The sequence below is a fragment of the Bradyrhizobium sp. LjRoot220 genome (assembly GCF_964252915.1).
GTDB lineage: Bacteria > Pseudomonadota > Alphaproteobacteria > Rhizobiales > Xanthobacteraceae > Bradyrhizobium.
In genome coordinates, this window is sequence record NZ_CAXUPS020000014.1 from 74,778 (window position 1) to 100,554 (window position 25,777).

Annotated in this window: 30 protein-coding genes and 1 riboswitch; of the genes, 17 read left to right on the forward strand and 13 right to left on the reverse strand. The window is 63.4% G+C overall.

Annotated features, from left to right (window positions below):
• Positions 1-72 precede the first annotated feature (72 nt).
• A complete protein-coding gene (locus ACSQ84_RS33950; RefSeq protein WP_436216107.1) occupies positions 73-1,314 on the reverse strand; it encodes an extensin-like domain-containing protein in 1,242 nt (413 codons plus the stop codon).
• 360 nt (positions 1,315-1,674) lie between these two features.
• The gene (locus ACSQ84_RS33955) at positions 1,675-2,535 is read right to left on the reverse strand and encodes a DUF2147 domain-containing protein (RefSeq protein WP_436216108.1); all 861 of its coding nucleotides are present in this window, start codon (positions 2,533-2,535) and stop codon (positions 1,675-1,677) included.
• Between the two features lie 170 nt (positions 2,536-2,705).
• Here ACSQ84_RS33955 and ACSQ84_RS33960 point away from each other — a divergent pair, with 170 nt between their 5' ends.
• Both ACSQ84_RS33960 and ACSQ84_RS33965 read left to right on the forward strand, forming a co-directional pair.
• Positions 2,706-3,458 (forward strand): DUF2147 domain-containing protein, encoded by a 753-nt coding sequence (locus tag ACSQ84_RS33960; RefSeq protein ID WP_436216109.1) that lies wholly within the window; start codon positions 2,706-2,708, stop codon positions 3,456-3,458.
• Between the two features lie 269 nt (positions 3,459-3,727).
• Positions 3,728-4,048: a hypothetical protein gene (locus tag ACSQ84_RS33965; protein ID WP_436216110.1), complete on the forward strand. Its 321-nt coding sequence runs from the start codon at positions 3,728-3,730 to the stop codon at positions 4,046-4,048.
• A gap of 109 nt (positions 4,049-4,157) precedes the next feature.
• Here ACSQ84_RS33965 and ACSQ84_RS33970 read toward each other — a convergent pair whose 3' ends face one another.
• Complete coding sequence (locus ACSQ84_RS33970) at positions 4,158-4,688, reverse strand: NUDIX hydrolase (RefSeq protein WP_436216111.1); 531 nt, start codon at positions 4,686-4,688, stop codon at positions 4,158-4,160.
• A gap of 105 nt (positions 4,689-4,793) precedes the next feature.
• Here ACSQ84_RS33970 and ACSQ84_RS33975 point away from each other — a divergent pair, with 105 nt between their 5' ends.
• Positions 4,794-5,246: an NUDIX hydrolase gene (locus tag ACSQ84_RS33975; RefSeq protein ID WP_436216112.1), complete on the forward strand. Its 453-nt coding sequence runs from the start codon at positions 4,794-4,796 to the stop codon at positions 5,244-5,246.
• A 151-nt stretch (positions 5,247-5,397) separates the two neighbouring features.
• Here ACSQ84_RS33975 and asd read toward each other — a convergent pair whose 3' ends face one another.
• On the reverse strand, positions 5,398-6,267 hold the full coding sequence (gene asd, locus ACSQ84_RS33980; RefSeq protein ID WP_436216113.1) for an archaetidylserine decarboxylase: 870 nt from the start codon (positions 6,265-6,267) through the stop codon (positions 5,398-5,400).
• A 34-nt stretch (positions 6,268-6,301) separates the two neighbouring features.
• Between asd and ACSQ84_RS33985 the strand changes: the two genes are divergently transcribed.
• Positions 6,302-7,978, forward strand: a complete 1,677-nt coding sequence (locus ACSQ84_RS33985) for an aminotransferase class III-fold pyridoxal phosphate-dependent enzyme (protein WP_436216114.1) — start codon at positions 6,302-6,304, stop codon at positions 7,976-7,978.
• Positions 7,979-8,188: 210 nt separating this feature from the next.
• On the opposite strand, the gene ACSQ84_RS33990 is transcribed toward ACSQ84_RS33985, so the two are convergent.
• From ACSQ84_RS33990 to ACSQ84_RS34000, 3 genes are all read right to left on the reverse strand, one after another.
• The gene (locus tag ACSQ84_RS33990; protein ID WP_436216115.1) at positions 8,189-8,806 is read right to left on the reverse strand and encodes a hypothetical protein; all 618 of its coding nucleotides are present in this window, start codon (positions 8,804-8,806) and stop codon (positions 8,189-8,191) included.
• A 121-nt stretch (positions 8,807-8,927) separates the two neighbouring features.
• The gene (locus ACSQ84_RS33995; RefSeq protein ID WP_436216116.1) at positions 8,928-9,617 is read right to left on the reverse strand and encodes a class I SAM-dependent methyltransferase; all 690 of its coding nucleotides are present in this window, start codon (positions 9,615-9,617) and stop codon (positions 8,928-8,930) included.
• Between the two features lie 39 nt (positions 9,618-9,656).
• Positions 9,657-10,712 carry a glycosyltransferase family 4 protein gene (locus tag ACSQ84_RS34000; RefSeq protein WP_436216117.1) on the reverse strand — a complete coding sequence of 352 codons (1,056 nt, stop codon included), beginning with the start codon at positions 10,710-10,712 and terminating at the stop codon, positions 9,657-9,659.
• Between the two features lie 225 nt (positions 10,713-10,937).
• Here ACSQ84_RS34000 and ACSQ84_RS34005 point away from each other — a divergent pair, with 225 nt between their 5' ends.
• Both ACSQ84_RS34005 and ACSQ84_RS34010 read left to right on the forward strand, forming a co-directional pair.
• On the forward strand, positions 10,938-12,248 hold the full coding sequence (locus ACSQ84_RS34005; protein ID WP_436216118.1) for a TAXI family TRAP transporter solute-binding subunit: 1,311 nt from the start codon (positions 10,938-10,940) through the stop codon (positions 12,246-12,248).
• Positions 12,249-12,488: 240 nt separating this feature from the next.
• On the forward strand, positions 12,489-13,169 hold the full coding sequence (locus ACSQ84_RS34010; RefSeq protein WP_436216119.1) for a L,D-transpeptidase: 681 nt from the start codon (positions 12,489-12,491) through the stop codon (positions 13,167-13,169).
• Positions 13,170-13,290: 121 nt separating this feature from the next.
• On the opposite strand, the gene ACSQ84_RS34015 is transcribed toward ACSQ84_RS34010, so the two are convergent.
• Complete coding sequence (locus ACSQ84_RS34015) at positions 13,291-13,668, reverse strand: helix-turn-helix transcriptional regulator (protein ID WP_436216120.1); 378 nt, start codon at positions 13,666-13,668, stop codon at positions 13,291-13,293.
• A 204-nt stretch (positions 13,669-13,872) separates the two neighbouring features.
• Between ACSQ84_RS34015 and ACSQ84_RS34020 the strand changes: the two genes are divergently transcribed.
• Entirely contained in the window at positions 13,873-15,441 is a 1,569-nt protein-coding gene (locus tag ACSQ84_RS34020; protein ID WP_436216121.1) for a DUF4403 family protein, read from the forward strand.
• A gap of 279 nt (positions 15,442-15,720) precedes the next feature.
• On the opposite strand, the gene ACSQ84_RS34025 is transcribed toward ACSQ84_RS34020, so the two are convergent.
• The 3 genes from ACSQ84_RS34025 to ACSQ84_RS34035 all read right to left on the reverse strand — a co-directional run bounded on the left by ACSQ84_RS34025 (position 15,721) and on the right by ACSQ84_RS34035 (position 17,130).
• Positions 15,721-15,933, reverse strand: coding sequence for a dodecin family protein (locus tag ACSQ84_RS34025; RefSeq protein WP_436216122.1), 213 nt, complete (start codon positions 15,931-15,933; stop codon positions 15,721-15,723).
• A gap of 197 nt (positions 15,934-16,130) precedes the next feature.
• The gene (locus ACSQ84_RS34030; protein ID WP_436216123.1) at positions 16,131-16,658 is read right to left on the reverse strand and encodes a PRC-barrel domain-containing protein; all 528 of its coding nucleotides are present in this window, start codon (positions 16,656-16,658) and stop codon (positions 16,131-16,133) included.
• A 94-nt stretch (positions 16,659-16,752) separates the two neighbouring features.
• Positions 16,753-17,130, reverse strand: coding sequence for a PRC-barrel domain-containing protein (locus ACSQ84_RS34035; RefSeq protein ID WP_436216124.1), 378 nt, complete (start codon positions 17,128-17,130; stop codon positions 16,753-16,755).
• Positions 17,131-17,206: 76 nt separating this feature from the next.
• Between ACSQ84_RS34035 and ACSQ84_RS34040 the strand changes: the two genes are divergently transcribed.
• Positions 17,207-17,449, forward strand: a complete 243-nt coding sequence (locus ACSQ84_RS34040; RefSeq protein WP_436216125.1) for a hypothetical protein — start codon at positions 17,207-17,209, stop codon at positions 17,447-17,449.
• Here the strand turns inward: ACSQ84_RS34040 and ACSQ84_RS34045 are convergent.
• Positions 17,413-17,607: a hypothetical protein gene (locus ACSQ84_RS34045; protein WP_436216126.1), complete on the reverse strand. Its 195-nt coding sequence runs from the start codon at positions 17,605-17,607 to the stop codon at positions 17,413-17,415. The two genes, ACSQ84_RS34040 and ACSQ84_RS34045, sit on opposite strands and share 37 nt — an antisense overlap.
• Before the next feature lie 271 nt (positions 17,608-17,878).
• Between ACSQ84_RS34045 and ACSQ84_RS34050 the strand changes: the two genes are divergently transcribed.
• The 7 genes from ACSQ84_RS34050 to ACSQ84_RS34080 all read left to right on the forward strand — a co-directional run bounded on the left by ACSQ84_RS34050 (position 17,879) and on the right by ACSQ84_RS34080 (position 24,198).
• Positions 17,879-18,394, forward strand: coding sequence for a transglycosylase SLT domain-containing protein (locus ACSQ84_RS34050; RefSeq protein WP_436216127.1), 516 nt, complete (start codon positions 17,879-17,881; stop codon positions 18,392-18,394).
• Positions 18,395-18,475: 81 nt separating this feature from the next.
• Positions 18,476-18,614: riboswitch (TPP riboswitch) on the forward strand.
• On the forward strand, positions 18,602-19,615 hold the full coding sequence (locus ACSQ84_RS34055) for an FAD-dependent oxidoreductase (protein ID WP_436216128.1): 1,014 nt from the start codon (positions 18,602-18,604) through the stop codon (positions 19,613-19,615). It overlaps the preceding riboswitch by 13 nt.
• The gene (thiS, locus tag ACSQ84_RS34060) at positions 19,606-19,803 is read left to right on the forward strand and encodes a sulfur carrier protein ThiS (protein WP_436216129.1); all 198 of its coding nucleotides are present in this window, start codon (positions 19,606-19,608) and stop codon (positions 19,801-19,803) included. The genes ACSQ84_RS34055 and thiS overlap by 10 nt, the downstream gene beginning before the upstream one ends.
• A gap of 325 nt (positions 19,804-20,128) precedes the next feature.
• Complete coding sequence (locus tag ACSQ84_RS34065; RefSeq protein ID WP_436216130.1) at positions 20,129-20,911, forward strand: thiazole synthase; 783 nt, start codon at positions 20,129-20,131, stop codon at positions 20,909-20,911.
• Positions 20,898-21,506 carry a thiamine phosphate synthase gene (locus tag ACSQ84_RS34070; protein WP_436216131.1) on the forward strand — a complete coding sequence of 203 codons (609 nt, stop codon included), beginning with the start codon at positions 20,898-20,900 and terminating at the stop codon, positions 21,504-21,506. The genes ACSQ84_RS34065 and ACSQ84_RS34070 overlap by 14 nt, the downstream gene beginning before the upstream one ends.
• A gap of 156 nt (positions 21,507-21,662) precedes the next feature.
• Positions 21,663-23,582, forward strand: coding sequence for a phosphomethylpyrimidine synthase ThiC (gene thiC, locus ACSQ84_RS34075; protein WP_436216132.1), 1,920 nt, complete (start codon positions 21,663-21,665; stop codon positions 23,580-23,582).
• A 97-nt stretch (positions 23,583-23,679) separates the two neighbouring features.
• The gene (locus ACSQ84_RS34080; protein ID WP_436216133.1) at positions 23,680-24,198 is read left to right on the forward strand and encodes a hypothetical protein; all 519 of its coding nucleotides are present in this window, start codon (positions 23,680-23,682) and stop codon (positions 24,196-24,198) included.
• Between the two features lie 85 nt (positions 24,199-24,283).
• Here the strand turns inward: ACSQ84_RS34080 and ACSQ84_RS34085 are convergent, their stop codons facing one another.
• On the reverse strand, positions 24,284-24,508 hold the full coding sequence (locus tag ACSQ84_RS34085; RefSeq protein ID WP_436216134.1) for a DUF6429 family protein: 225 nt from the start codon (positions 24,506-24,508) through the stop codon (positions 24,284-24,286).
• A gap of 482 nt (positions 24,509-24,990) precedes the next feature.
• On the opposite strand from ACSQ84_RS34085, the gene ACSQ84_RS34090 reads away from it, so the two are divergent.
• Positions 24,991-25,278, forward strand: a complete 288-nt coding sequence (locus ACSQ84_RS34090) for a helix-turn-helix domain-containing protein (protein WP_436216135.1) — start codon at positions 24,991-24,993, stop codon at positions 25,276-25,278.
• A 91-nt stretch (positions 25,279-25,369) separates the two neighbouring features.
• On the forward strand, positions 25,370-25,762 hold the full coding sequence (locus ACSQ84_RS34095) for a RidA family protein (protein ID WP_436216136.1): 393 nt from the start codon (positions 25,370-25,372) through the stop codon (positions 25,760-25,762).
• Positions 25,763-25,777 lie beyond the last annotated feature (15 nt).

The window sequence follows — 25,777 nt, forward strand, 5'->3', positions numbered from 1 at the left end:
GGGCACGCGGAGCCTGTCATCGGGCGCGCATTCGCGCGACCCCGTGGCTTTGCCCACCCTACGGCAGTTCGCCTAGTGGTCGTCGAACTCGTCTTCTTCGTTGATCTTGCTCGAGGAGTGCCGGTGCGGCCTCCGGCCGCCGAGCGAACCGGTCGCATACGGCTCGCGCGATGAGGCGTAGGGATTGCGGCCGCCGGCCCTTCCCGCGACCTGATCGCCGGAAACCGCCGCCGGCTGGCAGATCACCCGCCCGCTGGAGCGGCGCATCAGATCGACGTGGATGTGATCCTCGTGATGACGGTTGGAGCCCGGCGCCAGCACGGTGTTGAACTGCTGGCAGGCGCTGGCCTGCACGTCGCGCAAAAATCCTTGCTCTTCCGGCATGCCGCGCCAGCCGCCCTTCACCGTCACGCGCCGGCCATCGGCCAGCGTGAACGAGGCGATGTCGAGTGCGTTGCCAAAAGCGTGTTCGGAAATATGCGAGTTCGGATTGCCGTTCATGCCGCGGCAGGAATAGGCCGAGATCTGCCTGATCTCGACCACGCGCACGCCGAACCAGCGCTGAGCGGCCGGCTGCACCGAGTCGGCGAGCCAGCGATCGAGCACCGAGACGATCGGACAGGCCAGCGTCGCCGTCGGTTTTATGGCGACCGGACCCACCGCGTTGACGGGATCGCCGAGCGTCGGTCCGAGCCGCGGCGCGGGTGCGCTGCCGGGCGCCTGCGAATAGGGGGCGGGTGAATAGGGTGGCGGGGAAGACGGGTAACGCTCGCGCGGCGGATAGGCAGGGGCTGCGGCGGAAGGCGCGGCCATATAGGAGCCGCCGCGGCGCGGGTCGCGCGATTGCGGCACGCCTTCGGCCGGCAGATCGATTTCGTCATCCTGTTGCGGCACGCCCGGCGCGGTCAGCGACACCGGCCCGTTCGATGGCGCGCCGTAGCTTGGCTGGCGCAGCGCCGTATCGGAATAGGTCTGCGACGGTGCGGCGACCGGCGCCGGCCGGACCGGCCAGCGCGGCTGGTTGCCGATATTGGCGGGCGGCCGCAAATCGTCGGCAAACCCGAAACTCGGGCTGCCCTCACCGAGTGCTGCGACCTTAAGGGGGAATTGCGCGCCGCAGGCGCCGGGACCGGAAATCGGGTCGATCCGGACCAGTTCGGGGGTCTCCTTGACCGCACCGGACTTCAGGCATGCGACCTCGGCCTCGGCCCGCCACGGTTCACGCTCGGCGGACTGAAAAAGTCCGCGGCCGCAGCCCGCCAAGGAGACAAGGACGAAGGAGCCGACGAGATACAAACGAACTCCGCGCGTCATGCGCGCACGTTCGGCGAATTTATTTAAGAAGTCTTCAACACGTTGTTTTCATGAATCATTTACCATGTTGCCAGCCCGCCGCCGGCTGTGGACAGGCAGGGATGGACAGCAACACTGACTTTTTTGGCGGGGAACGCTTTGTTAGCGTTCGGCGTTATGTGCGGGCACGACGTGAACCAGGGGATATTCACCACATGACCATGGTCAGCAGACTGAGCGTTGTAACCGCATACGTCGCATTCGCCTTTGTCGGCGCCATTGTGATCGGCTTATTCTAGGATTCCCGTTCCAGGCTTGAAGCCAATCGAAGACTATTCGCCCGGTGGTTCGGCCATCGGGCCTTTTTATGTGCGCGATAATTTATGACCGTGGTGCTGCAGAAGTCTGCCGCGACGACATCAGGCTCTCCTGACTTGTCGTAATCCGGCTCCAGTTGTTGCCCGAGCAATAGAACCGCCCAAGCGCGCAGGCTTCGACGCGCAGCGTGTTCTGGCCCTTCATGTCCATGGTGCCGTAATAGGTGTCGCCGCTGGCCTGGCTGTAGACGTTGCCGGTCCACTGCTTCTCGCTCTTCGGCTTCATGTTGATCAGGATCGCTTCGCCTTTATCGTTTGAGGATGAATTGAGCACGTAACCACACAGGGCATTGCCGCATTTGGCGATACGAACCGATCCCTTGCCTTCGGTCTGCCAGTCTCCAACAGGCGTGTCGGCGGCGTCAGCGACATCATTCATGATCCGGGAAATCTGCGGCACGGTAACCGGCGCCGGGCGCACAGGCTCGGCCGGCTTCGCAACCGGCGGCAGCGGCGCAGGCGGTGGTGGCGCGGGCGGCACAGCCAGCGCTGCTGGCGGAGGGGGCGGCGGCGCCGGCACGATTTGCGTCGCGGCGGCGGCCGGCCTGTACACGGCCGGCGGCGAAACGGCGACGGGCTGAACCGGCGGCGGAGCCACCGCCGGTGCGATGGGAAGCGTCCGCGTTGACTCACTAATCCTGCGATCATCGCGATAGCGATCATCATCGTCATGGCCACGGTCGTCATACCGAGCTCGGCTACGCGAGATGCCGGAGATCGAAACCGAGGCGCAGGAGGTCGAACGGCAATGCCGGGACGCGTCGATATGAATGCGATGGCCGCCGACCACGAATGAAATCGAGTCGCCCGCCTGCGCGGTCGGGCTGAGCAGCATCAGTGCGGCGAGAAAACAGAAGCGCTTCATCGGGCCCTCCCCGGGTTACGCGCAAAAGCTAGGCGGCCGGCGGTTCCCTGGATGTGATGTGAGTCACCTGGGTCCACCGTGAGCTACGTCACAGAAGACGCCGCCGGCCGGGCATAGGGTCCGCGCAAGTTCATCGCAACCCAATTCGCAACGCCGCCCAGGAGGCTCTCATGAAGAAGCTCTACATCCTCGCAGCCCTGCTGTTGGCCACCACCTCGGCCCAAGCCGGTGGCATCTCGTTCCAGATCGAAGGCCAGCGCATCCACATCGACGCGCCGCGCGGCTGTGCCTCGCTCTCGTGCATCAACATCACCGCGCCTGGTTTCAAGGGCCTCAAGAACAAGCGCTACGACGACGATGACGACATGGCGTCGGCGCCGGCCCAGCCGGCCCAACCCCAATACGCCCCGGCGCCGGTTCAGGCGACTGCGCCGCCCCCGCCGCCTGCTCCGGTCGCCTCGACGCCGGCCCCCGCCCCGGCTCCGACGACCTACGCCGCGGCGCCCGCGCCGACCGACGTCGCACAACCGGCGCCCGCTCCTGCCCCAGAGCTTGCACCAGCTCCCGAGCCGGCACCGGCTCAAGTCGCGGTCGCAGCACCGGGACCGGCACCGGTTGCCGCTGCACCCGCATCCGATCCGAACTCGCCGATCGGCGTCTGGGCCACCGAAGAGAACAAGGGCAACGTCCGCATCGAGCAGTGCGGCGACAATCTCTGCGGCTACGCCGTCAAGACCGGCGAAAAGATCCTGATCAACATGCGGCCGCAGGGCTCGAAATGGGCCGGCCGGATCAACGATCCCAACAGCGGCCGCAAGTACGACTCGACGATGCAGCTGAAGAGCAACGGCTCGCTGCGCGTGCAGGGCTGTGCCTTCGGCGGCATGTTCTGCGGCGGCCAGACCTGGAAGCGCGTGAGCTGATATTTTACATCAAATAGCGCCCCGTCATTCCGGGGCGCACTAAGTGCGAACCCGGAATCTCGAGATTCCGGGTTCGATGCTTTGCATCGCCCCGGAATGACACAGCTAGAACGTCCGCGACGAAACAATTCTCCCCCGCGACGAAACCGTTTTGACCCCCCGACGAAAAAATCCGGAAACCAGGCCCGCGTATTTCTCTTGCCCAACGAGGCGCCACCCGGCGCGCAACTCGGGCGCACCACCCACCAAACCTGCAAGAGGGACACTCCATGGCTTTCGCACGTTCGACCATCCGTAACTGCCAATTGCTGATCGCGACCACGCTGGCGCTGGGCATGCTGACCACGGTGTCGCAGGCCTACACGCAAGAGCAGGAGCAGATGTGCGCCGGCGATGCGATGCGGCTTTGCAGCTCGGAAATCCCGGACGTCGATCGCGTCACCGCCTGCATGATCCAGAAGCGCGCGGCGCTGAGCGACGGTTGCAAGGCCGTATTCCGTTACGCCCCGCCGGCCGCGACGCCCGTCAGCTACGCGCCGTCGGCCAAGCCGTCGAAGCCGCTGAACCTGACCCCGCACAAGCGCGGCTGATCGGCACTTTAGATAACTTTAGATAACATCAACAAGCGCCATGCCCGGCATTCCCGGACGTGGCGCTTGTTCGTTTTCGGTCATGGCCGGCCATGACGAAGGAGCGAGATCACGCCGCACGGCGAAACCAGTCCCGCATCTTCTGCACGAGGCTGCGGCGCGGCCGCGAAATCGTTTCAACACGCACGGGCTCCGGCGCGCGATCGACCGCGGTGCCGCTCTGCGTGATACCCCCCGCAGCCACCGCGATCGGCCCGACGTTTTCGAGAAACGCGCGTTCATAGCCGCGCGACAGCCGGTCGACCGCGTCGGCAAGCGGCAGCCACTCCACCGCCTTGACGTCGCGCATCAGTTTGCGGACCGGCTCGGCCCCCGCCTCCATCCGCCAGAAATGCACGACCTTGGAGCCGCCGCGGGATTCGTAGACCAGCGTGCCGAGAAACTCGTGCACGGAAACGTCGTGCCCAGTCTCTTCATTGACCTCGCGCTCCGCCGCGTCGCGCGGCGTTTCGCCACGATCGAGCTTGCCCTTCGGCAGAACCCATTCGTCGCGCTTGCGCAGCCGCACCACGGCGACCAGCGGCGTTGCCGCCTGCCGCAACACAATGCCTCCCGCCGCCAGCACAGGCGTCCGCGCCATCGCCATCCGCTCCGATCGTCGTTGGAATCCTCCACACATAGAGAATTTCACGTGGCGATGCTACTGTCCGTGCACGATGCAGAGCCAGTCATCCCGAGACGCCGCATGGAAGAAAAAACCGCCAAAACCGTCGGTGCACTATTTATCCGGCCCGACGGCAAAGTTCTCCTCGGCTTGCGCGCGCCCTCTAAAAAGGCTTGGCCAGGCCATTGGGATACGATCGGCGGGCATGTCGGAGACGGCGAGAGCCTTGATAACGCCTTGATCCGTGAGGTTCGGGAAGAGACCGGGGTAACACCTATCCGGTTTCGACTAGTTGCGGCGGTCAGGGAACGGCAGCCGGCACGCTACGGCGATGCGCTGCATCACGTCTACGCCGTGACCGCCTGGCAAGGCGGCGACCCGGCCAATGTGTGCGACGAACACACGGAACTGAGATGGTTCAGCATCGACGAAATGCGCGGGCTCGCCAACATGGTGGATGTCGACTATCCCCGATTGGCCGAGCTCGCGATGACGGGCAAGACGAACCAGGGGGAGACGCGTTTAGATGATTGAGCGCGCCCGTCATCCCCGGACGAACGCACTTGCGTTCGCTCGGGAGGTGCGAGCGCAGCGAGCCTCGAAGGATGGGCCACGGGGTCGTACTCATCCTTCGAGGCGCGCAAGAGCGCGCACCTCAGGATGACGCATGTCCTAGGCAGCAAACTCATCCAGCCGGCTTCCGCAGCAACGCCTCCCCTGCACGAACACGCGCGCCGTCGGCGACATTGTCGGCGAACTCAAAATCTTCCGGCGCCAGCACGATGATGGTTGAGCCGTGCTCGAACCAGCCGAGCTCGTCGCCCTTTTGCACGCGCGCATCGCAGGGGAAGTCCACCGGTCCCCGGCTTTGCGCGTTAAGCGTCACATCCAAAAAATGCAGGCGGATGCTGGCGACGAGGATCGCGGCGACCGGCACCAGCGTCAGCGCCTCGCCGGACGCAAGCCGGGTTTGCAGCACTGCGCGCTCGTTCTTGCAGAACAACCGCTCCACGCGCTTCAGCGCGATCGGATTGACGTTCCAGACGTCGCCATGGATGAACGTTACCCGCTCGATCGTGGCGTCATAAGGCGCATGAAAGCGGTGATACATGCTCGAGGTCAGCCGCAGCGTCAGGAACATTCCGTTGCGATGGCGCTCCACCAAACCAGGGTCGCCGAGTAGATCGAGCAGCGAATACGGCGCGCCCTTGATCTGGAACAGTTTTGTGTCCTCGATCCGGCCGAAGGCACCGATGATGCCGTCGGACGGGCTCACCACGACAGTGGGATCTGGATCGGCGGGGCGCAGGCCCGGCCGCAGCTCGCGCGTAAAGCAATCGTGCAGGCTCCTGAACTCGGTCTTCTTCGCCTCCGACAAATCGAGGTCGGAGAACAGCCGCCAGCAGGCGATCGAGGCGTCCCGCACCAGCGGGTTTTCGATCTTGCTGAACCATCCCATGAACCGGGTGACGGCCGCCCGGGGGATGCGGTTGGTGAGCAGGAAATTGAGGTCTTCCTGCTGGGTAAAGGCCGAGATCAGGCCCCGGATTGTCATTAATCTGTTAGATGGATTAGCTAGCGCTGGTGGCATGGATTCGCCCCTTTCGATTCTGTCGCTGTCCGCCGTTGCGATTGCCGGCGCCGCGGTGACCTTCCCCAAATTGCAGGCGCGGCTGGCGCTGTCGCGCGCCAAGCACCGCTCGCTGGCCGGGCATTCCAAGATGTCCAAGATGGTCGCGCGGCTGCTGCCGCATTACGAATTCGATATCGGCGACTTCTTCCGTTCCGACGGCGCACCGGCCGACGTCGCGACGCAGCGCCAGGACGGATTCTTCCGGCTCGCCGGCGCCTACCAGCATCGTTACCCCAAGGGCCGGCAGATGACGGCCGAGGCGGCGGAGCGAATCTCCGACCTGCAATTCACCGAAGCCTACCGCGTGCCGTTCCAGTACAGCCGGCTGGTGCGCGAGCATCTTTCGACCAGCGCCTTCGTGGCGTCGTCGGCCGGCGTCACCGTCACCGATGTCGACGGCAATGTTTCCTACGACCTGACCGGCTCGTACGGCGTCAACATCTTCGGCAACGACTTTTACAAGGAGTGCATCGCCGAGTCGGAAAAGCGCGCGCATGCGCTCGGACCCGTGCTTGGTCCCTATCACCCTGTCATTACCGACAACGTCAAGCGACTCTGCGAGATTTCCGGCCTCGACGAAGTCTCGTTCCACATGTCCGGCACCGAGGCGGTGATGCAGGCGGTGCGGCTGGCGCGCTACCACACCAAACGCTCGCATCTGGTTCGCTTTGCCGGCGCCTATCACGGCTGGTGGGGCGACGTGCAACCTGGCGTCGGCAACCCCGTCTCGCCGCACGAGACCTATACACTCGCCGACATGTCGGAGCGGACGCTGCACGTCTTGAAGACGCGCCGCGACATCGCCTGCGTGCTGGTCAATCCGCTGCAGGCGCTGCATCCGAATGCCAACGCGCCCGGCGATTCGGCGCTGGTCGACAGTTCGCGGTCCGCCAAGTTCGATCGCGCCGCCTATACCGAATGGCTGCAGAAGCTGCGCGCGGTCTGCACCGAACGCGGCATCGTCTTGATTTTTGACGAAGTCTTCGTCGGCTTCCGGCTCGCCGCCGGCGGTGCCCAGGAATATTTCGGCGTCCGCGCCGACATGGTGACCTACGGAAAAAGCCTTGCCGGCGGATTGCCGGTCGGCGTGGTCTGCGGCCGCAACGACCTGATGCGACGGTTTCGCGACGACCGTCCCGCCGACATCTGCTTTGCCCGCGGCACCTTCAATTCGCATCCCTACGTCATGACGGCGATGGACGAATTTTTGGGCCGGCTTGCCAGCCCCAATTTCAATTCGGTCTATAACGGGCTCGACGAGACCTGGAACGCCCGCGCCAGGCAATTGAACGACCGGCTGGCGGCGCAGGACCTTCCGGTGCGCGTCAGCAATCTGTCGTCGATCTGGATGGTGCATTATACCGAGCCGTCCCGTTACAACTGGATGCTGCAATATTACCTGCGCGCCGAAGGGCTGGCGCTGAGCTGGGTCGGAACCGGCCGGCTGATCTTCAGCCTGAACTATACCGACGACGATTTTGCCGCGGTCGCCGACCGCTTCGTCGCCGCCACCGACAAGATGAAGCGCGACGGCTGGTGGTGGCATGACGCCGGCGTCACCAACAAGAACATCAAGCGGCAGATCCTGAAAGAGATGTTCACGCGGAAGCGGTCGCGATCGCGCGGCAGCTGACCGCGAACTCAACCCTATCACCGTCATCCTGAGGTGCGCGCTCTTGCGCGCCTCGAAGGACGACGGCCCGCCTGTGGCCGATTCATCCTTCGAGGCTCGCTGCGCTCGCACCTCAGGATGACGGAAATTCAAGACGACTAAGCCCCTAAGACGTGGATGCCCGGGACAAGCCCGGGCATGACGAAGTTGCGAAACACTCGAACGGTACTATCAGGCGTGCTTGACGTGCTTTTCGAGGCCCGGGTCGATCAGTTCGCCCTTCATCAAGGCGATCGGCGCCTTGTAGTAGAGCTTGAGGTCGCTGAACGGGTCGGTCAGGATCTTGGTCATCCAGACCAGCCCGGTCTCGACGTCGCGGATGAAGAACAGGTGGATGGTGCGGAACAGCAGTCCGCCTGCCCCGAGCGCCAGCCAGATCTTGGCAACCTGACGCATGAAGTCCGCCGACGTCGTCCAAGGCGTGAACAGACCGAACAAAGTCGGATCGACGTACAGCACCAGCGGCGACGCCGCCCAGACCACCATCAGCACGACCTTGCGCTGCAGATTGTAGCCGACCTTGATCTCTTCCTTGTGCTCGTGGGTCGCGTGGTTGACGTGGTCATAGCCGCGCGGCTCGAAGAAGAAATGACCGGCCTGGCGTGACGTCATCGACACCAGCCAGCCGACCAGCGCCGAGACGACGGGGTCGATGAACAGCATGACATAGGCGAACAGGAAGCTCGCGGCGCTGACGAAGTGCAGCGACTGGTTGATGCGGCTGTGGTGATAGTAGCGATGGTCATCCCAGCGCTGGGTTCGCAATTCCTGCATGAAGTTCTTGATCATGATCTCCCCCAAAATTCTTTCGGGTTAAGGATTAACGGGATTCGATGTCCGGCATATGACATCATCGAAATGTCATACGAAGCTTTGCAACGACGCGATGACGCAACCGGGAAAGGTTGCGTCACGCCGCTTTGGCGATGTCGGTTTTGCGAAAACGCACCAGCGAGAAGTGACCGAGCGGCGGCACCAGGCGACGCTCCGCCAATTCCATGCCGCGCGCGCCGGCGAGCCATTGCGCATAGCGCGACCAGGAGAACTCGGCGGTGCGGAAGCCGAGCGGGCGAACCACCGGCTGCAAGCGCTGCTCGATGAAGCGGCGCATGCCGGCGTCGGCGCTGACGCGGGTCAGGATGATGAGCTCGCCGCCCGGGCGCAGCACACGCGCGAATTCGTCCAGCGCCGCTTCCGGGTTCGGCACCGCAGTGACGACATATTGCGCCATCACGACGTCGAAGGCGTTGTCCGGGAATTCGAGCTTCTCGGCATCCATCACCGCCAGGCCCTCGATGTTCTTCAGCTTGAGTTCGTCGACGCGCTTTTTGGCCTTCTGCAGCATGGCTTCCGAAATATCGGTGCCAAAGATTCGCAAGTGCGGCGCGTATTGCGGCAACGAGATGCCGGTGCCGACGCCGACCTCGAGCACGCGGCCGCCGATCTTGTTGGTGGCCTGGATCGCGGCCTTGCGGCCCTTGCTGAACACGCCGCCGAACACGAGGTCGTATATCGGCGCCCAGCGGTCGTAGGCCTGCTCGACCGTCTCGCGGTCGAAGTCCAACGCCCTGGTGCCGTCAAGCTTGATGATGTCTGCCATGGTCTGCCTTCTCGTCTCTCTTCAAAAAACAGCTTCGGTTCAGCCTTGAACGGCTTTGGTGCCGGGGATGCGGCGTGCCGGCAGCGTGGCGCGGCTGGGCTGCAGCGCCGCCAGATTGCCGATGAATTGCCGGGCGCTGTTTTCCCAGGAACGCCCCAGCGCAAAATTCCGGCACGCCTCGCGCGACATCTCGAGCGCGCGCAAGCACGCGCTGCGCAGGTCCCAGTCCAGCGCGCCGATCGGATGATCGGCGATGACGTCCAAAGGCCCGGTGACCGGAAACGCCGCAACCGGCGTGCCGCAGGCCAGCGCTTCCAGTTGCACGACGCCGAACGTGTCGGTGAGGCTCGGAAACACGAAGACATCGGCTGCCGCCAAGTGCGAGCGCAGATCCTCGCCCTTTTTCTCGCCAAGAAAGATCGCGTCGGGATATTTCTGCGCCAGTTGCGCCCGCTGCGGCCCGTCGCCGACGACGACCTTCGTTCCCGGCAGATCGAGCGAGAGGAACGCTTCGAGATTCTTTTCAACCGCGACCCGGCCCATGGTCATGAAGATCGGCCTGGGCAAATCGAGCGTGGCCGGATGGTCCGGCGTGAACAGTTCGGTGTCGACGCCGCGGGTCCAGAAGCCGAGCTTGCGAAAACCCCGCTCGCTCAGCTCCTGCCGCAGCGAGGCAGTCGCAACCATGGTGGTCGACGCCGCCGCATGAAAATGCCGCAACACGGCGTAGCCGACGCTGGCCGGAATCATGGTGCGCACCGCGACATATTCCGGGAAGCGCGTGGTGTAGGACGTGGTGAACGCGAGCTTGTGGCGGCGGCAATAGCCGCGAACCGCCCAGCCGATCGGGCCTTCGGTCGCGATATGAATGGCCTCGGGTGCTGCCGCCTCGATCCGGCGCGCGATCTCGCGGCGGTTCGGCAGCGCGATGCGCAGCCCCGGATAGGTGGGCACGCCGACCGAGGGAAATCCGTCCGGGGTCAAAAAGCTGACGTCGGCATCAAGTGCTGACGCACTGCGCGCCAGCGAGGTTAACGTCCGGACCACACCATTCACCTGCGGATGCCAGGCGTCGGTTGCTATCAATACCCGCATGTCGGGACCCCGGGGTTATCCATGATTCTCACTTCCCGACGTTCGTTCATGGATATTTCAAGCGTATGACGTCATCGATCTGTAAGGATGTTTTTCCCCGCCGCTTCGGCGTTTTTCGTGTAACGTGACAGTACGATGTCAAACCCGAACGCAAATTCCGCTCCATCCCGCCCGCGCCGGAAGCGAAAAAACTATTCGCTGCTGGTCCTCGCTGTCGGAATTTTCATGTTCGGCGCGGCCGCCGCGACGCTCTACTACCTGCTGCGGCCGGTGACCTTGCGGATCGCCGTCGGTCCTCCCGGAAGCGACGACCAGAAGCTGATCCAGCTGATGGCGCAGACCTTCGCCCGCGAAAACAGCGCGATCCGGCTGTCGCTGATCACTACCCCGGGGGCCGTCGAGAGCATCGCGCTGCTTGCCGCCGGCAACGCCGAGCTTGCGGTGGCGCGCGGCGATCTGAACCTGCCGGCCACCGCCGAGTCCGTTGCCATCCTGCGCAAGAACGTCGTCGTGCTGTGGGCGCCGTCAGGCATCGCGCCGAAGGGCTCGAAAAAAACGCCGGTGGCCAAGATCAAGAGCCTCGACGAACTCGCCGGCCACCGCGTCGGCGTCGTCGGACGAACGCAAGCCAACGTCAAGCTGCTGCGCACGATCCTGACCGAGGCCGGCATCAATGCCGACAAGGTGCCGGTCAGCCAATTCGCCGTCAATCAGTTGGCCGAGATGGCCCGCGACCAGACCGTCGAGGCCTACATGACGGTCGGCCCGCTCAACAGCAAGATCACCGTCGACGCGATCAACGCCACCGCGGCGGTCCGGGGCGAACCGAAATTTCTTCCGATCGACGTGTCGGAGACGATTTCGAAGAAGCACCCGATCTATGAAGCCGAGGAAATTCCCGGCAGCATCTTCGGGTCATCGCCGGCACGCCCCGAAGACAAGATCGACACCGTCAGCGTCAACCACCTGATCATCGCGCCGAAATCGCTGGCCGACACCACGGTCGGCGCGCTCGCGCGGCAAATCTTTACCCACCGCCAGCAGCTCGCGCGCGAATTGCCAACCGCAAGCCAGATCGAGAAGCCGGACACCGACAAGGACGCTGCCCTGCCGGCCCATCAGGGCGCCGCCGCCTATATCGACGGCAACGAGCGGACGTTTCTCGAAAGAAATACCGACCTGATCTGGGGCGCGATCATGGTGCTCTCGGGCATCGGCTCGGCATGGGCGTGGCTGCGGCACTACTGGAATCGTGAAGAGCGCGAGCGATATGCCGAGCATCGCGACAATCTGCTCGACCTGATTTCGAAGGCGCGTGCGGCCGAAACGCCGGAGGAATTGCTGGAGATGCAGGGCATGGCGGATGCACTGTTGCGCGAGGCGCTGGAATGTCACGAGGACGGTGCGATCGAGGACGGCGATCTGGCCGCGATCGGACTGGCGCTAGAACAATTCCGCCATGCGGTGGCCGATCGCCGCGCCACGATCGGCACGGCCGAACCCGACACACAGCGGCTGCGGGCGCTGCAGAGCTAGCGCGGTTTCGCGTGCAGCTCTCAGCAAATCCACGCATTTTCCCTATTTCCTTAATGTTTTGCGCACGCATCAGCCGCACCGCCGCTATCCTGCGACGAAGCCGTCCTGAAACAATTCCCTAACGCGACGAAACCATTTTGGCGACATTGTGCAAATGTCCTGAAACGGTTGGCCTGTACTGGTTTGCTCAACGACGCGCTGAAACTGGCGCGACAGGGCGCAAACTGAAGGGGACGACCGATGTTCAATTCATTCAAGCTGAATACCCGCCTCGCTGCCGCCGCGTTCGGCGCAATCACGATTGGCGCCACCGTATTTTCCGCACCCGCCGCCGCAGCGCCGCTGCCGCTGTTTCCGTTCTTCATGGCGCCCCCGGTCGAAGCCGCTCCGCCGCCGGTGGCGGTTGCTCCCTCGCAGGACGAAGAGCGCTTCGAGCTGCCCGCCCGCCTGCGTCGCCAGGTGGTGAACTACAATACCCGCGAAGCGCCGGGCACCATCATCATCGACACCCCCAACACCTATCTCTATCTGGTGATGGGCAACGGCCAGGCGATGCGCTACGGCATCGGCATCGGCCGTGACGGCTTCACCTGGTCCGGCACCCAGACAATTACCAGGAAGGCGGAATGGCCGGCCTGGACGCCGCCCCCGGAAATGATCGCCCGCCAGCCCTATTTGCCGCGTCACATGACCGGTGGCCCGGGTAACCCGCTCGGCGCCCGCGCCATGTATCTCGGCGGCACCATCTATCGCATCCACGGCACCAATGCTCCGGAGACGATCGGCACCCGCGTTTCCTCCGGTTGCCTGCGCCTCACCAATGAGGACGTCAGCGACCTCTATTCGCGGGTCGGCGTCGGCACCAAGGTGATCGTGCTGCCGATGCGGGATCGCCGCGCCGACCTCGGCACCACCCGCTAAAACTTTTCCATCGTCGAAATCCGAGACGGCTCCGGCATTCGCCGGGGCCGTTTTCGCGCGCGTGCTGCGTTCAAAATGCAATAAGCCCGCCGGTCGAAGCGACCGGCGGGCCGAGCCGAAATTATCCATACGTCATGAAATCCGGGTTCTCGCAAACCGCTGTTGCAGTCCTTGAAGCTGATCCGATAGTGAAGCCGGCCGGCCCTGGCCGCATCCCCCAAACGGATGAAGGCGGCTGAAATAGATGGAGAAAGCGATTAAGCGCGCGAGCGGCTAGTTCGTTGCCGGATTCCGATCCAGCGTGACTGGCCAGCAGCGACACGACCTCGGCCTGGCGGGAGCATCCGGTTTTTTCCAGCACCTGGCGCAGTTGCGAGCGCACGGTCGACATGGCCACACCGCCATCTGCGGCGATCTCTTCCAGAGCGTTGCCGGCGGCAAGTCCGCGCGCCATCTCAATCCAATCGGTCTTGACGGCAACCCGATCAAGATATCGCAATTAATAGTGAGCGCGGCAAATCGCCGGGCGCCTGCCGCCGTCGTGCCGCTAATCCGCCATCTCGCCAAGCCTTGCTTGACTTATCCGCACAAGGCCTGGCGGAGGTTTCGCGTTAATGGATAACATGATGAGTTCCACCCCACTCTGGCGTCCCCCTCGCCGCGCCTGTAAAACGCTCGCTGGTTCAATCGGTCCGGGGGGACGATGCGTCTGCCGATGCATCTGAAGACTATCTTGATCGGGGTTGCGGTAGTCGCGGTCTCGTTTCTGATCAGCCTGAAGGCGATGGATTGGCTGGCGCCGAGCGGCACGGTCAAGCCGCCGGCGCTTGTCGAATTGCCGCCGCTCGCTCCCGCCCCGCGCAGCTCCACGGTGATGGCGCCGATCTCGGTGGCGCTGTCGGCGATCCGCGACGCCGCCGATCGCGGTTCGCCGCGCGCCTTCAACGGCAAGGCCGAAAATCCCATCTCGCAGATCCTGCAGAACGCCGACATCGGCTGGACCGCCTCGCGCGGGCCGATCGCCGCGACCGGCGGGCAGGACCTGCTGACGCTGACGACGCCGCTGACGGGGACCCTCAACGTCACGGGTTCGCTGTCGGGAAAGGCGACGGGTGCGGTCGGCGATGCGCTCGGTGGCTTGCTCGGCGGCAACGTCGCCAAGCAGATCGGCAGCGTGAACATCAAGAACCTCAACGCGTCAGCCGAGATCAAGGGCAATGTCGTGATTACCGCGCGGCCGAAGATCGCCGCTGCCTGGCGCATCGAGCCCAATCTCGCCGCCCAGGTCAATCTGGGCGACACCAGCCTGACAATGGCCGGCGCCCGCATCAACGTGCCGGCGCAGGTCAAGCCGCTGATCGACAAGACGGTCGCCGATCAGATCAGTCAGGTACAGACGCGGATGCGCAACGATCCCGCATTTGAGAACAACGCGAAGCTGCAATGGGCCAAGGCGTGCCGCTCGATCCCGCTGCAGGGTGTCGGCACGAGTTCGTCGCTGCCGGCGCTGTGGCTGGAGCTGCGGCCGACCCGGGCGATCGCCGCCCAGCCGCGCGTCGACGCGCAGGCGCTGATCCTGACGCTCGGCATCGAGGCCGAGACCCGCATCACCCCGGTCGAGACCAAGCCCAGTTGTCCGTTCCCCGCCACCATCTCGATCGTGCCGCCGACGCCGGGCCGGGTCGCGATCGGCGTCCCCGTCGACATGCCCTTTACCGAGATCAACAGGATCGTCGAGGCGCAGTTCGCCGGAAAGACGTTTCCCGAAGATGGCTCGGGGTCGGTCGATGTCACCGTCAGGCGTGCCACGGTGGCGGCCTCCGGCGACCGCCTGCTGATCTCGCTGCTGGTGAATGCCAGGGAGAAGAAGAGCTTTTTCGGCTTCGGCGGCGAGGCCAATGTGCATATCTGGGGCAAGCCGGCGCTCGATCAGGCGCAGCAGACCCTGCGGCTGACCGATATCGAGCTTGCTGTCGAGTCCGAAGCGGCATTCGGCCTGCTGGGCGCGGCAGCGCGCGCGGCGATGCCGCATCTGCAGAAGGCGCTGGCGGACAAGGCCACCGTCGATCTCAAGCCGTTCGCCAGCAATGCGCAGAAAAAGATCGCCGCCGTGATCGCCGACTTCCAGAAGAACGAGGACGGCCTTCGCGTCGCGGCCGAGATCACCAAGCTACGGCTGGCCGACATCGCCTTCGATTCAAAAACGCTGCGCGTGATCGCGGAAGCCGAAGGCGCCATCAATGTGTTTGTGACGGCGCTTCCGGGATTGTGAGGCGGTCGGCTGCGCAATCCTCATGGTGAGGAGCGCTTCTTGCGCGTCTCCGGACGACGCGGAGCCTGTCATCGGGCGCGCATTCGCGCGACCCGTTGGCATCGCCGGGCGAACCATGAGGCCCGCACTGTGTCCGTGCCCATCCTTCGAGACGCGGCGAAGGCGCCGCTCCTCCAGCGATGAGCTTACGCTCACGCGGGGATGAGGTCTGATTCCTGACAAAAAAGTGGGCACGGCGCTTGCGCGTCTTTGCCCACCTTACGCATCACCCTTCACGCATCATCCTTCGAACTTGAACGAGACTTTCATCTTGGCGCGGTAGGCTTCGACCTTGCCCTTGGCGTCCAGTTGTAAATCGAGCTGCACGACTTCGGCGACGCGAAGATTGCGCAAGGATTTGCCGGCCCTGGCGACGGCCGCGGCGGCGGCCTTTTCCCAGGAGTCCTTGCTGGTACCGATCAGCTCAATCACCTTGTAGACGCTCTCAGCCATGTCGTCGTCCTCCCGTTGATGTTGCCGGCAGGACTTGAAGCTGCCCCTGCCGTGCTTCAGCCTAACATCGGGATTTCGGGCCTGATAGGATGCGCTGCAGCATTGCTCGCGCAGCGCGAGTGCCATCAAGACAAAAGGCCGGGCGGCAACAATGCCGTCCGGCCTTTCCAGACTAGTCGCGACTTAAGCCCGCGGCCTTAGTTGGTCGAATACTTGAACTCGGGCATCGCCTTCAGTTCATCCTTGGTCGCGCTGAACACGGCGTGATCCGGATACCAGGGATTCGCCTTCGGCGCGGGGGTCGTTGCCGCACCTGTGGTCGTGGTCGTTCCCGGCCGTGCGCTGCCACCTGCACCGGGCGCGTTTGCGGCGCCGGTATAGGCGACGGGCTCGGTGGTGAACTTGACCTTGTCGATGGGCACCGCGACCAGATGCTCGCCGACGCCGAGGAAGCCGCCAACGCCGATCACGACGGCCTTGATGTCACCGTTCTTGTCGGTGAGCATGTCGTTGATCGAACCGAGACTTTCATTCTTGTCGTTGTACACGCTCAGCCCGATCATCTTCGAGGTGCGCCAGGTGCCCTGGTACGACGAAGACATGTCCGACGCTGTCGCAGGCGCAGGTGCCTTCGTTTCAGCGGGAGCCGTCGGCGCCTGTGCGAACGCGACAGTCGCAAGCAACGCAGAACCGGCCAAGCCGGCAATGGTATATTTGGCTAACATACGGGTTCTCCTCAGGTCAGAAATCGATGCTGAGAAAACCCGCCAATTGGACAAGTGTTCCACTGATTTGAAAATGGAACAGACGATCACATGATCAGAACCCGCCCCAGTAAGGCGGCATGCCATAGTAGCGATGCAGTTCCGCTTCCTGCACGCGATCGCCCCAATCGAAATCCTTGTCGGCGCGGAACGACGGCGCGCGCTTCAACTCCTCTTCGTCGATGTCGAGTTCGTAAGCTTCGAATTTGGTATTGTAGCGAAGCCGGCCCCAAGGCAACGGAAGCAGATTGGTGCCCATGCCGAGGAATCCGCCGAAGCTCAAGACCGCGTAGGATACCTTGCCGGAAACCTTGTCGATCATCAGCCGTTCAATATGGCCGATCATGTCGCCGTTCGGCCGACGCACTGCGGTGCCTTCGACACGATCGCTCGCGATCAACTGATGCGGCGTGGTCGTGACGTCAATTGCCATCGGACCCTCCACACGTGAATGAACGATTTAACGCGCCAGCCGGTGCCGGGTTCCCGCACCGCAAAATGAGACAGCCATGCTTCCCTTGCTGCAACTCATCGCCGCGCAATACGGCACGCGGATGAACGACGCCGCGGGCTTCAGCCTTACCATTGCGAACGCCATCGTGCTCGCGCATCGCGGCGCGTCGTCGCTGCACGAGCGCGAGCCGCATGGGATGGTGGTGCGGATCGAGTTGCCGGTTCACCAGCAGAGCAAGCGCTCGGCGGCGTACCTCAAGCGTCAGGCCGCCAGTGAATCCGGGTGGGATTCCTCGTAGACCGCGACGGCCTCGAAGCGATAATCGCAGGCGCGGCAATACCAGAGAAAGGACGTACGGCCTGCATTGCTTTCGATCCAGTCGGGCCTCGGGATCGGCGTTCCGCACTGGGCACAGGGATTTTCACGAGGCAAATAGCCGGAATCCAATCGGGCCATGGCGCATCTCCCTCACTGATTTTTTTGTTTTGTATTTGAAATAGACAGGTTTGCTGTCGAAACTGAACACGCTGTCGCGAAATCTTTTAGACCTTCCCCGAATCATTTGCACGACAAACATGCTCGGACGAATCGCCGCAATCCTGTTTCGGCAATCCTGTTTCGAATGGATCGCCGCAATGGCGTCGGATTCTCGCTCTATCGATCCTCCGCAACAATCGTGGTACGCAAATCGTTAACGCGCAGGTTGCACCCCGCCGAGATTTTTCTGATGAAAGCTATGCTGAACCTCTTCTCCTGGTCTAACCTTTCCTGGCTCGCCGTCGTCGCAGCGCTGCTGGCTTCGTCGCCGGCCGCGGCGCAGCAGCGCGCGCAATATGACAGCCTGGTCGCGGCCCATGCCAGCGCCAACAACGTGCCGGAAGCACTGGTGCACCGCGTGATCGTTCGCGAGAGCAAATATCATCCCGGCCTGGTCGGGCGCGGCGGCACCATCGGGCTGATGCAGATCAAGCTCGCGACCGCGCGCGGCCTTGGCTATACCGGCGACGCCGCAGGCCTGCGCGATCCCGACACCAATCTCACCTATGGCGTCAAATACCTCGCCGGCGCCTGGCGCGCCGCCAACAGCGACCACGCCCGCGCCGTGCGTTTATATGCCGGCGGCTATTACTATGTCGCAAAACGCCAGCGCCTGGAACGATCGACGCTTCCCGCGCCGGTGCTGGCGAGCGCTCCGCCGAAGGCGGTAGAGCCTCCGATGAGCACTCCTAAAGCGCCAAAATAGCGATTTTACGCCTGGGGCACGAGAGACCGGTGCGGTTCCGATTCAGCCGCGTTGACACGCTCCCACATCGGCTTACATTAGACCTGTTCCGAGGGGGGCTCCGATGAGGAGCTGAGATACCGCAAGCTTGGACCTGCCGGATGGCAGGGTTTGGGACCGCGGTGACCCTTTGAACCTGATCCGGGTCATGCCGGCGAAGGGACAGGGATGTTTCAGAGTTCGAGACCGCGGGGGGATTCCCACGTCTCCATCATCGGTGCGGGCATTGCCGGCGCATGGCAGGCCCTGCTGTTCGCGCAGGCTGGCCACGCCGTCACCCTGTATGAGCGCAGTGACGCTGCGATGACGCTGGCCACCAGCCATTGGGCCGGCGGCATGCTGGCGCCCTGGTGCGAGGCCGAGGCTTCCGAGCCCGTGATCGGCCGGCTCGGCCTCCGCTCGCTGGATCTGTGGCGCGAGCATTTTCCCGACACCCCGTTCAACGGATCGCTGGTCGTGGCGCATGCGCGCGACCGCGCCGATTTCGAACGCTTTGCGAAACTCACCACCGGCCACATCAGGCTCGACGCGCAGGGGTTGCGCGAACTCGAGCCCTCGCTGGAGGGGCGGTTTCGTGACGGGCTGTTTTATGCCGACGAAGGCCATGTCGAGCCGCGGCGGGTGCTGCCGGAACTGCACGCCCGCATCGCCGCAGCGGGCGGAAAAATCCAATTCAACAGCGACGCGGATGCGGACAATCTCGACGGCATCGTGATCGATTGCCGCGGCCTGGCCGCGCGCGACGCGCAACCGGAGCTGCGCGGCGTCAAGGGCGAGATGATCATCGTCGAAACATCGGAAGTCGAGCTGGCGCGCCCGGTCCGGCTGATCCATCCGCGCTGGCCGCTCTATGTGATCCCGCGCGGCGACGGCAAATTCATGCTGGGCGCGACCTCGATCGAGGCCGAGGACACCGGCGTCAGCGTGCGGTCCGCGCTCGAACTGCTGGGCGCGGCCTATGCCGTGCATCCGGCATTCGCCGAAGCCCGCATCGTCGAGTTCGGCTCCGGGCTGCGCCCGGCCTATCCTGACAATCTGCCGCGGATATCAGTCGACAGCGAGAACATCACCGTCAACGGACTCTATCGCCACGGTTTTCTGCTGGCCCCGGCGCTGGCGGAGCTGACGCTGGCCTACGTGCAGCGCGGCGTGATCGACAATGAGGTGATGCAATGCGTGTGACCATCAATGGCGAGGCGCGGGAAATCAACGCCGCCCGCATCGACGCGCTGCTCAGCGAACTCGAATACGAAGGCACGCATTTCGCGATCGCGCTGAACTACGACGTGCTGCCGAAAAGCCGCTGGGCCGAAACGCCGATCAAGAACGGCGACGAGATCGAGATCATCACGCCGCGGCAGGGAGGGTGAGGATGGTACATACGAACTCTCCTCCCCCGTCGTCCCTGCGAACGCAGGGACCCATAGCCACCGGCGAGTGTGGTTGCGGGAGGCGTCTGCCACTGTGCCACCAAGCGAGGTCACGCGGTATGGGTCCCCCGATGCGCAATTGCGCATCTGAGCGTTCGCAGGGACGACAGGTTGGGATTGCCTCAAACTCCGCTGTCATCGCCCGGCTTGACCGGGCGACCCAGTACGCCGCGGCTTATCGGTCGAAACGCTGGCTTCCCGGCGTACTGGATCCCCGCTTTCGCGAGGATGACAAGTTGGGGCCGGGACGACAGGAATTAACACCATGCTGAACTTCTACGGCAAGACCTTCACCTCCCGCCTCCTGATCGGCAGCGCGCTCTACCCCTCGCCGGCGATCATGCAGGGAGCGATCCGCGCCTCCGGCGCCAACATCGTCACGGTGTCGCTGCGGCGGGAAGCTGCCGGCGGCAAGACCGGGGATGCGTTCTGGTCGCTGATCCGCGAGCTCGACGTGTCAGTGCTGCCGAACACCGCCGGCTGCCGCAGCGTGCGCGAGGCCGTGACCACGGCAAAGCTGGCGCGCGAATTGTTCGGCACGCCCTGGATCAAGCTGGAAGTGATCGCCGACAACGACACGCTGCAGCCCGACGTGGTTGGGCTGGTGGAAGCAGCCGCCATCCTGATCAAGGACGGCTTTGAAGTATTTCCCTACTGCACCGAGGACCTCGGCGTCGCGATGCGGCTGGTCGATGCGGGTTGCAAGGTGGTGATGCCGTGGGCCTCGCCCATTGGAAGCGCAAAAGGTATCACCAACCGCGACGCGCTGAAACTGCTGCGCGACCGGCTGCCTGACATCACGCTGGTGGTCGATGCCGGTCTCGGCGCGCCCTCGCACGCAGCGCAGGCGCTCGAACTCGGCTACGACGCGGTGCTGCTCAACACGGCCATCGCAAAGGCCGCCGACCCCGTCGCGATGGCCAACGCGTTTCGCCTCGGCGTCGAGGCCGGCCGTACCGCCTATGAAGCCGGGCTGATGGAAGCCCGCGATTTCGCCTCCCCTTCAACCCCTGTCATCGGGACACCGTTCTGGCATGCCGTATCCTGATAAATTCTATCCCGTCGTTGACAGCGTCAGATGGGTGAAGCGGCTGACCGCGCTTGGCGTCGGCACCATTCAGTTGCGCGCCAAGGATCTCAACGACTCCGAGGCGCTGCAGATCGTCAGCGACGCGCTCGCGGCGACAAAAGGCACGACGACAAAGCTCGTGGTCAATGATTACTGGCGCGCGGCCATCGTGGCCGGTGCCGAGCACCTGCATCTCGGCCAGGAAGATCTGGTCGGCGCCGACCTCAATGAAATCCGAAGAGCCGGCCTGACGCTCGGCATCTCCACCCATGACGACGAGGAACTGGCGACCGCGCTTGCCGCCAACCCGGATTACATCGCGCTCGGGCCGATTTTTCCGACCACGCTGAAATCGATGCGCTTCGCGCCGCAGGGCATTCCCAAAATCACCGAATGGAAAAAGCGCATCGGCAACATCCCGCTGGTCGCGATCGGCGGCATCAAGTTCGAACAATCCGTCGAGATCTTTGCGGCAGGCGCCGACTCGATCGCGGTGGTCAGCGACGTCACCGGAAATACCGACCCCGACGCGCGGGTGAGGCAATGGCTCGGCCAGGATGCGAAGGCCGCGTGATGAAATTGACAGTTATCCGTCACCCTGAGGTGGCCGCTTCTTCAGCGGCCCTCGAAGGGCGACGGCCCGGCTCCATCCTTCGAGGCTCGCAAGTGCTCGCACCTCAGGATGACGGCCAGCACGAATCGCAAAGATAGAAATTCAACGGAGGATAACATGAACATCCGCTCCAACCCCGACACCACCCTGCCCGCCGTCACCACCGGGCCGCTCCCGGCCTCGCGCAAAATCTGGGTGACGCCCGACGAGGCGCCGGATGTCCGCGTTCCCCTGCGCGAGATTATTCTGAGCGAAGGCGCCGGCGAGCCGAACCTGCCGGTCTACGACACCTCCGGTCCCTACACCGATCCTGAGGTCACCATCGACGTCAACGCCGGCCTGAAGCGCGCGCGCATCGAATGGGTGAAGGAGCGCGGCGGCGTCGAGGAGTACCAGGGCCGCGACATCAAGCCGGAAGACAATGGCAATGTCGGCGCTTCCCATGCCGCAAAAGCCTTCACCGCGCACCACAAGCCGCTGCGCGGGACAGGTGATCACATGATCACGCAGCTCGAATTCGCCCGCGCCGGGATCATCACCAAGGAGATGATCTACGTCGCGACCCGCGAGAACCTCGGCCGCAAGGTGCAGCTCGAACGCGCCGAAGCCACATTGGCCGACGGCGAGAGCTTCGGCGCCGCGGTGCCGGCGTTCGTGACGCCGGAATTCGTGCGCAGTGAAATCGCGCGCGGCCGCGCCATCATTCCCTGCAACATCAACCATGCCGAACTCGAGCCGATGATCATCGGCCGCAATTTTCTCACCAAGATCAACGCCAATATCGGCAACTCGGCGGTGACCTCGTCGGTCGAAGAGGAGGTCGACAAGATGGTGTGGGCGATCCGCTGGGGCGCCGACACCGTGATGGACCTCTCGACCGGCCGCAACATCCACACCACGCGCGAATGGATCCTGCGCAATGCCCCGATCCCGATCGGCACCGTGCCCATTTATCAAGCGCTGGAGAAGTGCGACGGCGATCCCGTCAAGCTGACCTGGGAGCTCTACAAAGACACGCTGATCGAGCAGTGCGAACAGGGCGTCGACTATTTCACCATCCACGCCGGCGTGCGCCTGCCCTACATCCACCTCACCGCCAACCGCGTCACCGGCATTGTCTCGCGCGGCGGCTCGATCATGGCGAAGTGGTGCCTGGCGCATCACAAGGAGAGCTTCCTCTACACCCACTTCGAAGAGATCTGCGACCTGATGCGCAAATACGACGTCTCGTTCTCGCTCGGCGACGGCCTGCGACCGGGCTCGATCGCCGACGCCAACGACCGCGCGCAATTCGCCGAACTGGAGACGCTCGGCGAGCTGACGCAGATCGCCTGGAAGAAGGGCTGCCAGGTCATGATCGAAGGCCCCGGCCACGTCCCGCTGCACAAGATCAAGATCAACATGGACAAGCAGCTCAAGGAATGCGGCGAGGCGCCGTTCTACACCTTGGGCCCGCTGACCACGGATATCGCGCCGGGCTACGACCACATCACCTCGGGCATCGGCGCCGCCATGATCGGCTGGTTCGGCTGCGCGATGCTTTGTTATGTGACGCCGAAGGAGCATCTCGGGCTGCCGAACCGCGACGACGTCAAGGTCGGCGTCATCACCTACAAGATCGCCGCCCACGCGAGCGATCTCGGCAAGGGCCACCCCGCCGCGCAACTGCGCGACGACGCGCTCTCAAGGGCCCGCTTCGACTTCCGCTGGGAGGACCAGTTCAACCTCGGCCTCGATCCGGAAACAGCCCGCGCCTATCACGACGAAACGCTGCCCAAGGAAGCCCACAAGGTCGCCCATTTCTGCTCGATGTGCGGCCCAAAATTCTGCTCGATGAAGATCACGCAGGACGTGCGCGACTACGCGGCAACCCTGAACGACCCCGACAAGCGCGCGGTCGCCGGTGGCGACGTCGGCATGTCGATGTCAGGCGTGATCGAGGATGGCATGGCGACGATGTCGCAGAAGTTCAAGGAGATGGGCGGACAGGTGTATCTGGACGCGGAGAAGGTGAAGGAGAGCAATCGGGTGTTGTAGCGTCGCCGTCTCATTCCGAATAATTATGGCGGCGCCGTAATTTGGGCGCCGCCACGCAAATACGTATGCAGAGCTAACCTCTCATTCAGTAGCGGTGATGAACGAAGCGGAACAGAACGCCTATGGTCAGATGGCCCAAGCGCTTGCTTGGCATGCAGACAGCTGGGCCAGAGGATGGGACTTTAAGTTTCCAGGCGTATCCGAGCCAATTTACCATCACTTATCGGATTCGACATTTGAAGGTGTCGCCGACTGCCTTTGGAAGCTCAAGATATTTAAAGCTCTCGATGAGAAAGGAAATGGGGCCTCTAATTTCGTTTTGAATTGCGAACTGAACGACGCTTATCGCGTTGCGGTCGCCAGTCGGGAAACTGGCCCCTCGTTCGATGAATTGCTGTACACACTCGTCTACCTATTCGGAGATTATGGAACAGAGTATTGGGGTTTTTCGACCCAGCGGCGCGTTCCTTTCGGAAAAGATGGTCGACTGGTACCACTGCTTGAGGCACTCGTCCCACTTGGATATCTGGAGAAATCCGAAGTGGGATATGTCTGGACTGACCGTGTCGAGCCAATCATGTATGCAGCGGGTTATGCAGAGCGTTGGTCGGATTAGTAGCGTAATCCGCCCGCCCTCGCCGCTGAGTCGCTTTCGCAAGGGCGGGTCACGGCTCCGCCTCACTCGCCCCACAGCCGCATCCCTACTTCTTGAACATCTCTTCAAACAGCGTCTTGGCCCGCTCCAATCCTTCCGGTGTGAAAACCACTGATTTCACCTTGCCTACGGGATCGTGGATCATGCCCTTTTCATGCAGACGGCCGAGCACGCCCCAATCCATTCCTTTCCACGCCCTCCAGTCATCGTGGAGCGTGAGATAGAGCAGCGCCAGCGCCGTGTCGTCGAGTTTGTCGGCGTTGAGGGGCATTGCAAACCTCTTGCAGCTAACCACCTACTTCAATCGTATTCAGGATCGGATGGAATGCAATTGGCGTCGCGCACTCCGAGCGGCGCTATTTATCAGACCTCATCCTGAGGAGCTGCCAACGGATCGCGCGTATGCCTCTCGCTGTTTGAGATGTGAATCCGAAATCTCACCTTTCGTCGTCCCTGCGAACGCAGGGACCCATACCGCGTTGTGCTCTCGGTTGAACGAGACGGGTGAAGCAATCTTCGCCAAGCGAACACCGGTGGCTATGGGTCCCTGCGTTCGCAGGGACGACGCGAGAGCGTTGCGATGGTCCTCAACACGATCGCCAGCGCGCCGCGGCGACCGCGAGCCTCCCTTTTTCCCCCCGTTAGGATTTCGTTAACCATTTCCGCCCACCTTGCCCTCAGCGGCTTGGGGGCCGTTGATTCCTGATGCTTCTGCTCCGTGTTTTGGGGCTAGCGTTGATCGGGGAGGTGTTGATGACCCAGGATTATTCCGCCGGCGCGCGGGAGTTTTCGTCGCCGGATTCGCAAGGCCTTGCGCCCCAGGAACTTGCGCTCCAAGAACTAACGCCCCATGAAATCGTGCCGATGCTGATCGGCTCCACCGTCGAGGCGGTCGAGCGCGAACTCGTGGTGCAGACGCTGGCGCGGTGCGACGGCAATCGCACCCGCGCCGCGCGCGTGCTCGGCGTTTCCGTGCGCACGTTGCGCAACAAGATCCGCCAGTACACCACCGAAGGGCTCGACGTTCCCGGGCACAGCTAGCCCGTGGAATGAACGAACGGCACGCGTGAGCGGGGTCGCACGGGGGCGGCTGTGATGCTAGGCTGCGGTCAGCCATTCAAAGAGGTGACCGATGTCAGCGATCAAGCACTTCCTCCCGCCCGACGGCGTCAAATCCCCGCCGCTGTCGTTTGCCGCCCGCGTCGGCGATCTCTTGTTCATCTCGGGCATTCCCGGCTTTGATGCGAACGGCGCGCTGCCCGACAGCTTCGAGGCGCAGTTCGGCAACGTCGTCACCAACATCAAGCGCATCCTTGATGAAGCCGGTGCGACGTTCCGCGATCTGGTCAAGCTCAACGTGCTGCTGACGCGGGCGTCCGATGTCGCCACCATGAACAAGCTCTATGCGGAAGCGTTCGGGCCGGCGCCCTATCCGGCGCGCACCACCTGCGTGGTGGTGGCGCTGCCCAATCCGCAGATGCTGATCGAGATCGAGGGCGTGGCGTCGCTGGCGAGATTGCAGTGAGATCGTAGGGTGGGA

Coding starts and splice junctions, on each gene's coding strand:
- ACSQ84_RS33950 (WP_436216107.1), bottom strand. CDS start 1,314: ATGACGCGCGGAGTTCGTTTGTATCTCGTCGGCTCCTTCGTCCTTGTC.
- ACSQ84_RS33955 (WP_436216108.1), bottom strand. CDS start 2,535: ATGAAGCGCTTCTGTTTTCTCGCCGCACTGATGCTGCTCAGCCCGACC.
- ACSQ84_RS33960 (WP_436216109.1), top strand. CDS start 2,706: ATGAAGAAGCTCTACATCCTCGCAGCCCTGCTGTTGGCCACCACCTCG.
- ACSQ84_RS33965 (WP_436216110.1), top strand. CDS start 3,728: ATGGCTTTCGCACGTTCGACCATCCGTAACTGCCAATTGCTGATCGCG.
- ACSQ84_RS33970 (WP_436216111.1), bottom strand. CDS start 4,688: ATGGCGCGGACGCCTGTGCTGGCGGCGGGAGGCATTGTGTTGCGGCAG.
- ACSQ84_RS33975 (WP_436216112.1), top strand. CDS start 4,794: ATGGAAGAAAAAACCGCCAAAACCGTCGGTGCACTATTTATCCGGCCC.
- asd (WP_436216113.1), bottom strand. CDS start 6,267: ATGACAATCCGGGGCCTGATCTCGGCCTTTACCCAGCAGGAAGACCTC.
- ACSQ84_RS33985 (WP_436216114.1), top strand. CDS start 6,302: ATGGATTCGCCCCTTTCGATTCTGTCGCTGTCCGCCGTTGCGATTGCC.
- ACSQ84_RS33990 (WP_436216115.1), bottom strand. CDS start 8,806: ATGATCAAGAACTTCATGCAGGAATTGCGAACCCAGCGCTGGGATGAC.
- ACSQ84_RS33995 (WP_436216116.1), bottom strand. CDS start 9,617: ATGGCAGACATCATCAAGCTTGACGGCACCAGGGCGTTGGACTTCGAC.
- ACSQ84_RS34000 (WP_436216117.1), bottom strand. CDS start 10,712: ATGCGGGTATTGATAGCAACCGACGCCTGGCATCCGCAGGTGAATGGT.
- ACSQ84_RS34005 (WP_436216118.1), top strand. CDS start 10,938: ATGTTCGGCGCGGCCGCCGCGACGCTCTACTACCTGCTGCGGCCGGTG.
- ACSQ84_RS34010 (WP_436216119.1), top strand. CDS start 12,489: ATGTTCAATTCATTCAAGCTGAATACCCGCCTCGCTGCCGCCGCGTTC.
- ACSQ84_RS34020 (WP_436216121.1), top strand. CDS start 13,873: ATGCGTCTGCCGATGCATCTGAAGACTATCTTGATCGGGGTTGCGGTA.
- ACSQ84_RS34025 (WP_436216122.1), bottom strand. CDS start 15,933: ATGGCTGAGAGCGTCTACAAGGTGATTGAGCTGATCGGTACCAGCAAG.
- ACSQ84_RS34030 (WP_436216123.1), bottom strand. CDS start 16,658: ATGTTAGCCAAATATACCATTGCCGGCTTGGCCGGTTCTGCGTTGCTT.
- ACSQ84_RS34035 (WP_436216124.1), bottom strand. CDS start 17,130: ATGGCAATTGACGTCACGACCACGCCGCATCAGTTGATCGCGAGCGAT.
- ACSQ84_RS34040 (WP_436216125.1), top strand. CDS start 17,207: ATGCTTCCCTTGCTGCAACTCATCGCCGCGCAATACGGCACGCGGATG.
- ACSQ84_RS34045 (WP_436216126.1), bottom strand. CDS start 17,607: ATGGCCCGATTGGATTCCGGCTATTTGCCTCGTGAAAATCCCTGTGCC.
- ACSQ84_RS34050 (WP_436216127.1), top strand. CDS start 17,879: ATGAAAGCTATGCTGAACCTCTTCTCCTGGTCTAACCTTTCCTGGCTC.
- ACSQ84_RS34055 (WP_436216128.1), top strand. CDS start 18,602: ATGTTTCAGAGTTCGAGACCGCGGGGGGATTCCCACGTCTCCATCATC.
- thiS (WP_436216129.1), top strand. CDS start 19,606: ATGCGTGTGACCATCAATGGCGAGGCGCGGGAAATCAACGCCGCCCGC.
- ACSQ84_RS34065 (WP_436216130.1), top strand. CDS start 20,129: ATGCTGAACTTCTACGGCAAGACCTTCACCTCCCGCCTCCTGATCGGC.
- ACSQ84_RS34070 (WP_436216131.1), top strand. CDS start 20,898: ATGCCGTATCCTGATAAATTCTATCCCGTCGTTGACAGCGTCAGATGG.
- thiC (WP_436216132.1), top strand. CDS start 21,663: ATGAACATCCGCTCCAACCCCGACACCACCCTGCCCGCCGTCACCACC.
- ACSQ84_RS34080 (WP_436216133.1), top strand. CDS start 23,680: ATGAACGAAGCGGAACAGAACGCCTATGGTCAGATGGCCCAAGCGCTT.
- ACSQ84_RS34085 (WP_436216134.1), bottom strand. CDS start 24,508: ATGCCCCTCAACGCCGACAAACTCGACGACACGGCGCTGGCGCTGCTC.
- ACSQ84_RS34090 (WP_436216135.1), top strand. CDS start 24,991: ATGACCCAGGATTATTCCGCCGGCGCGCGGGAGTTTTCGTCGCCGGAT.
- ACSQ84_RS34095 (WP_436216136.1), top strand. CDS start 25,370: ATGTCAGCGATCAAGCACTTCCTCCCGCCCGACGGCGTCAAATCCCCG.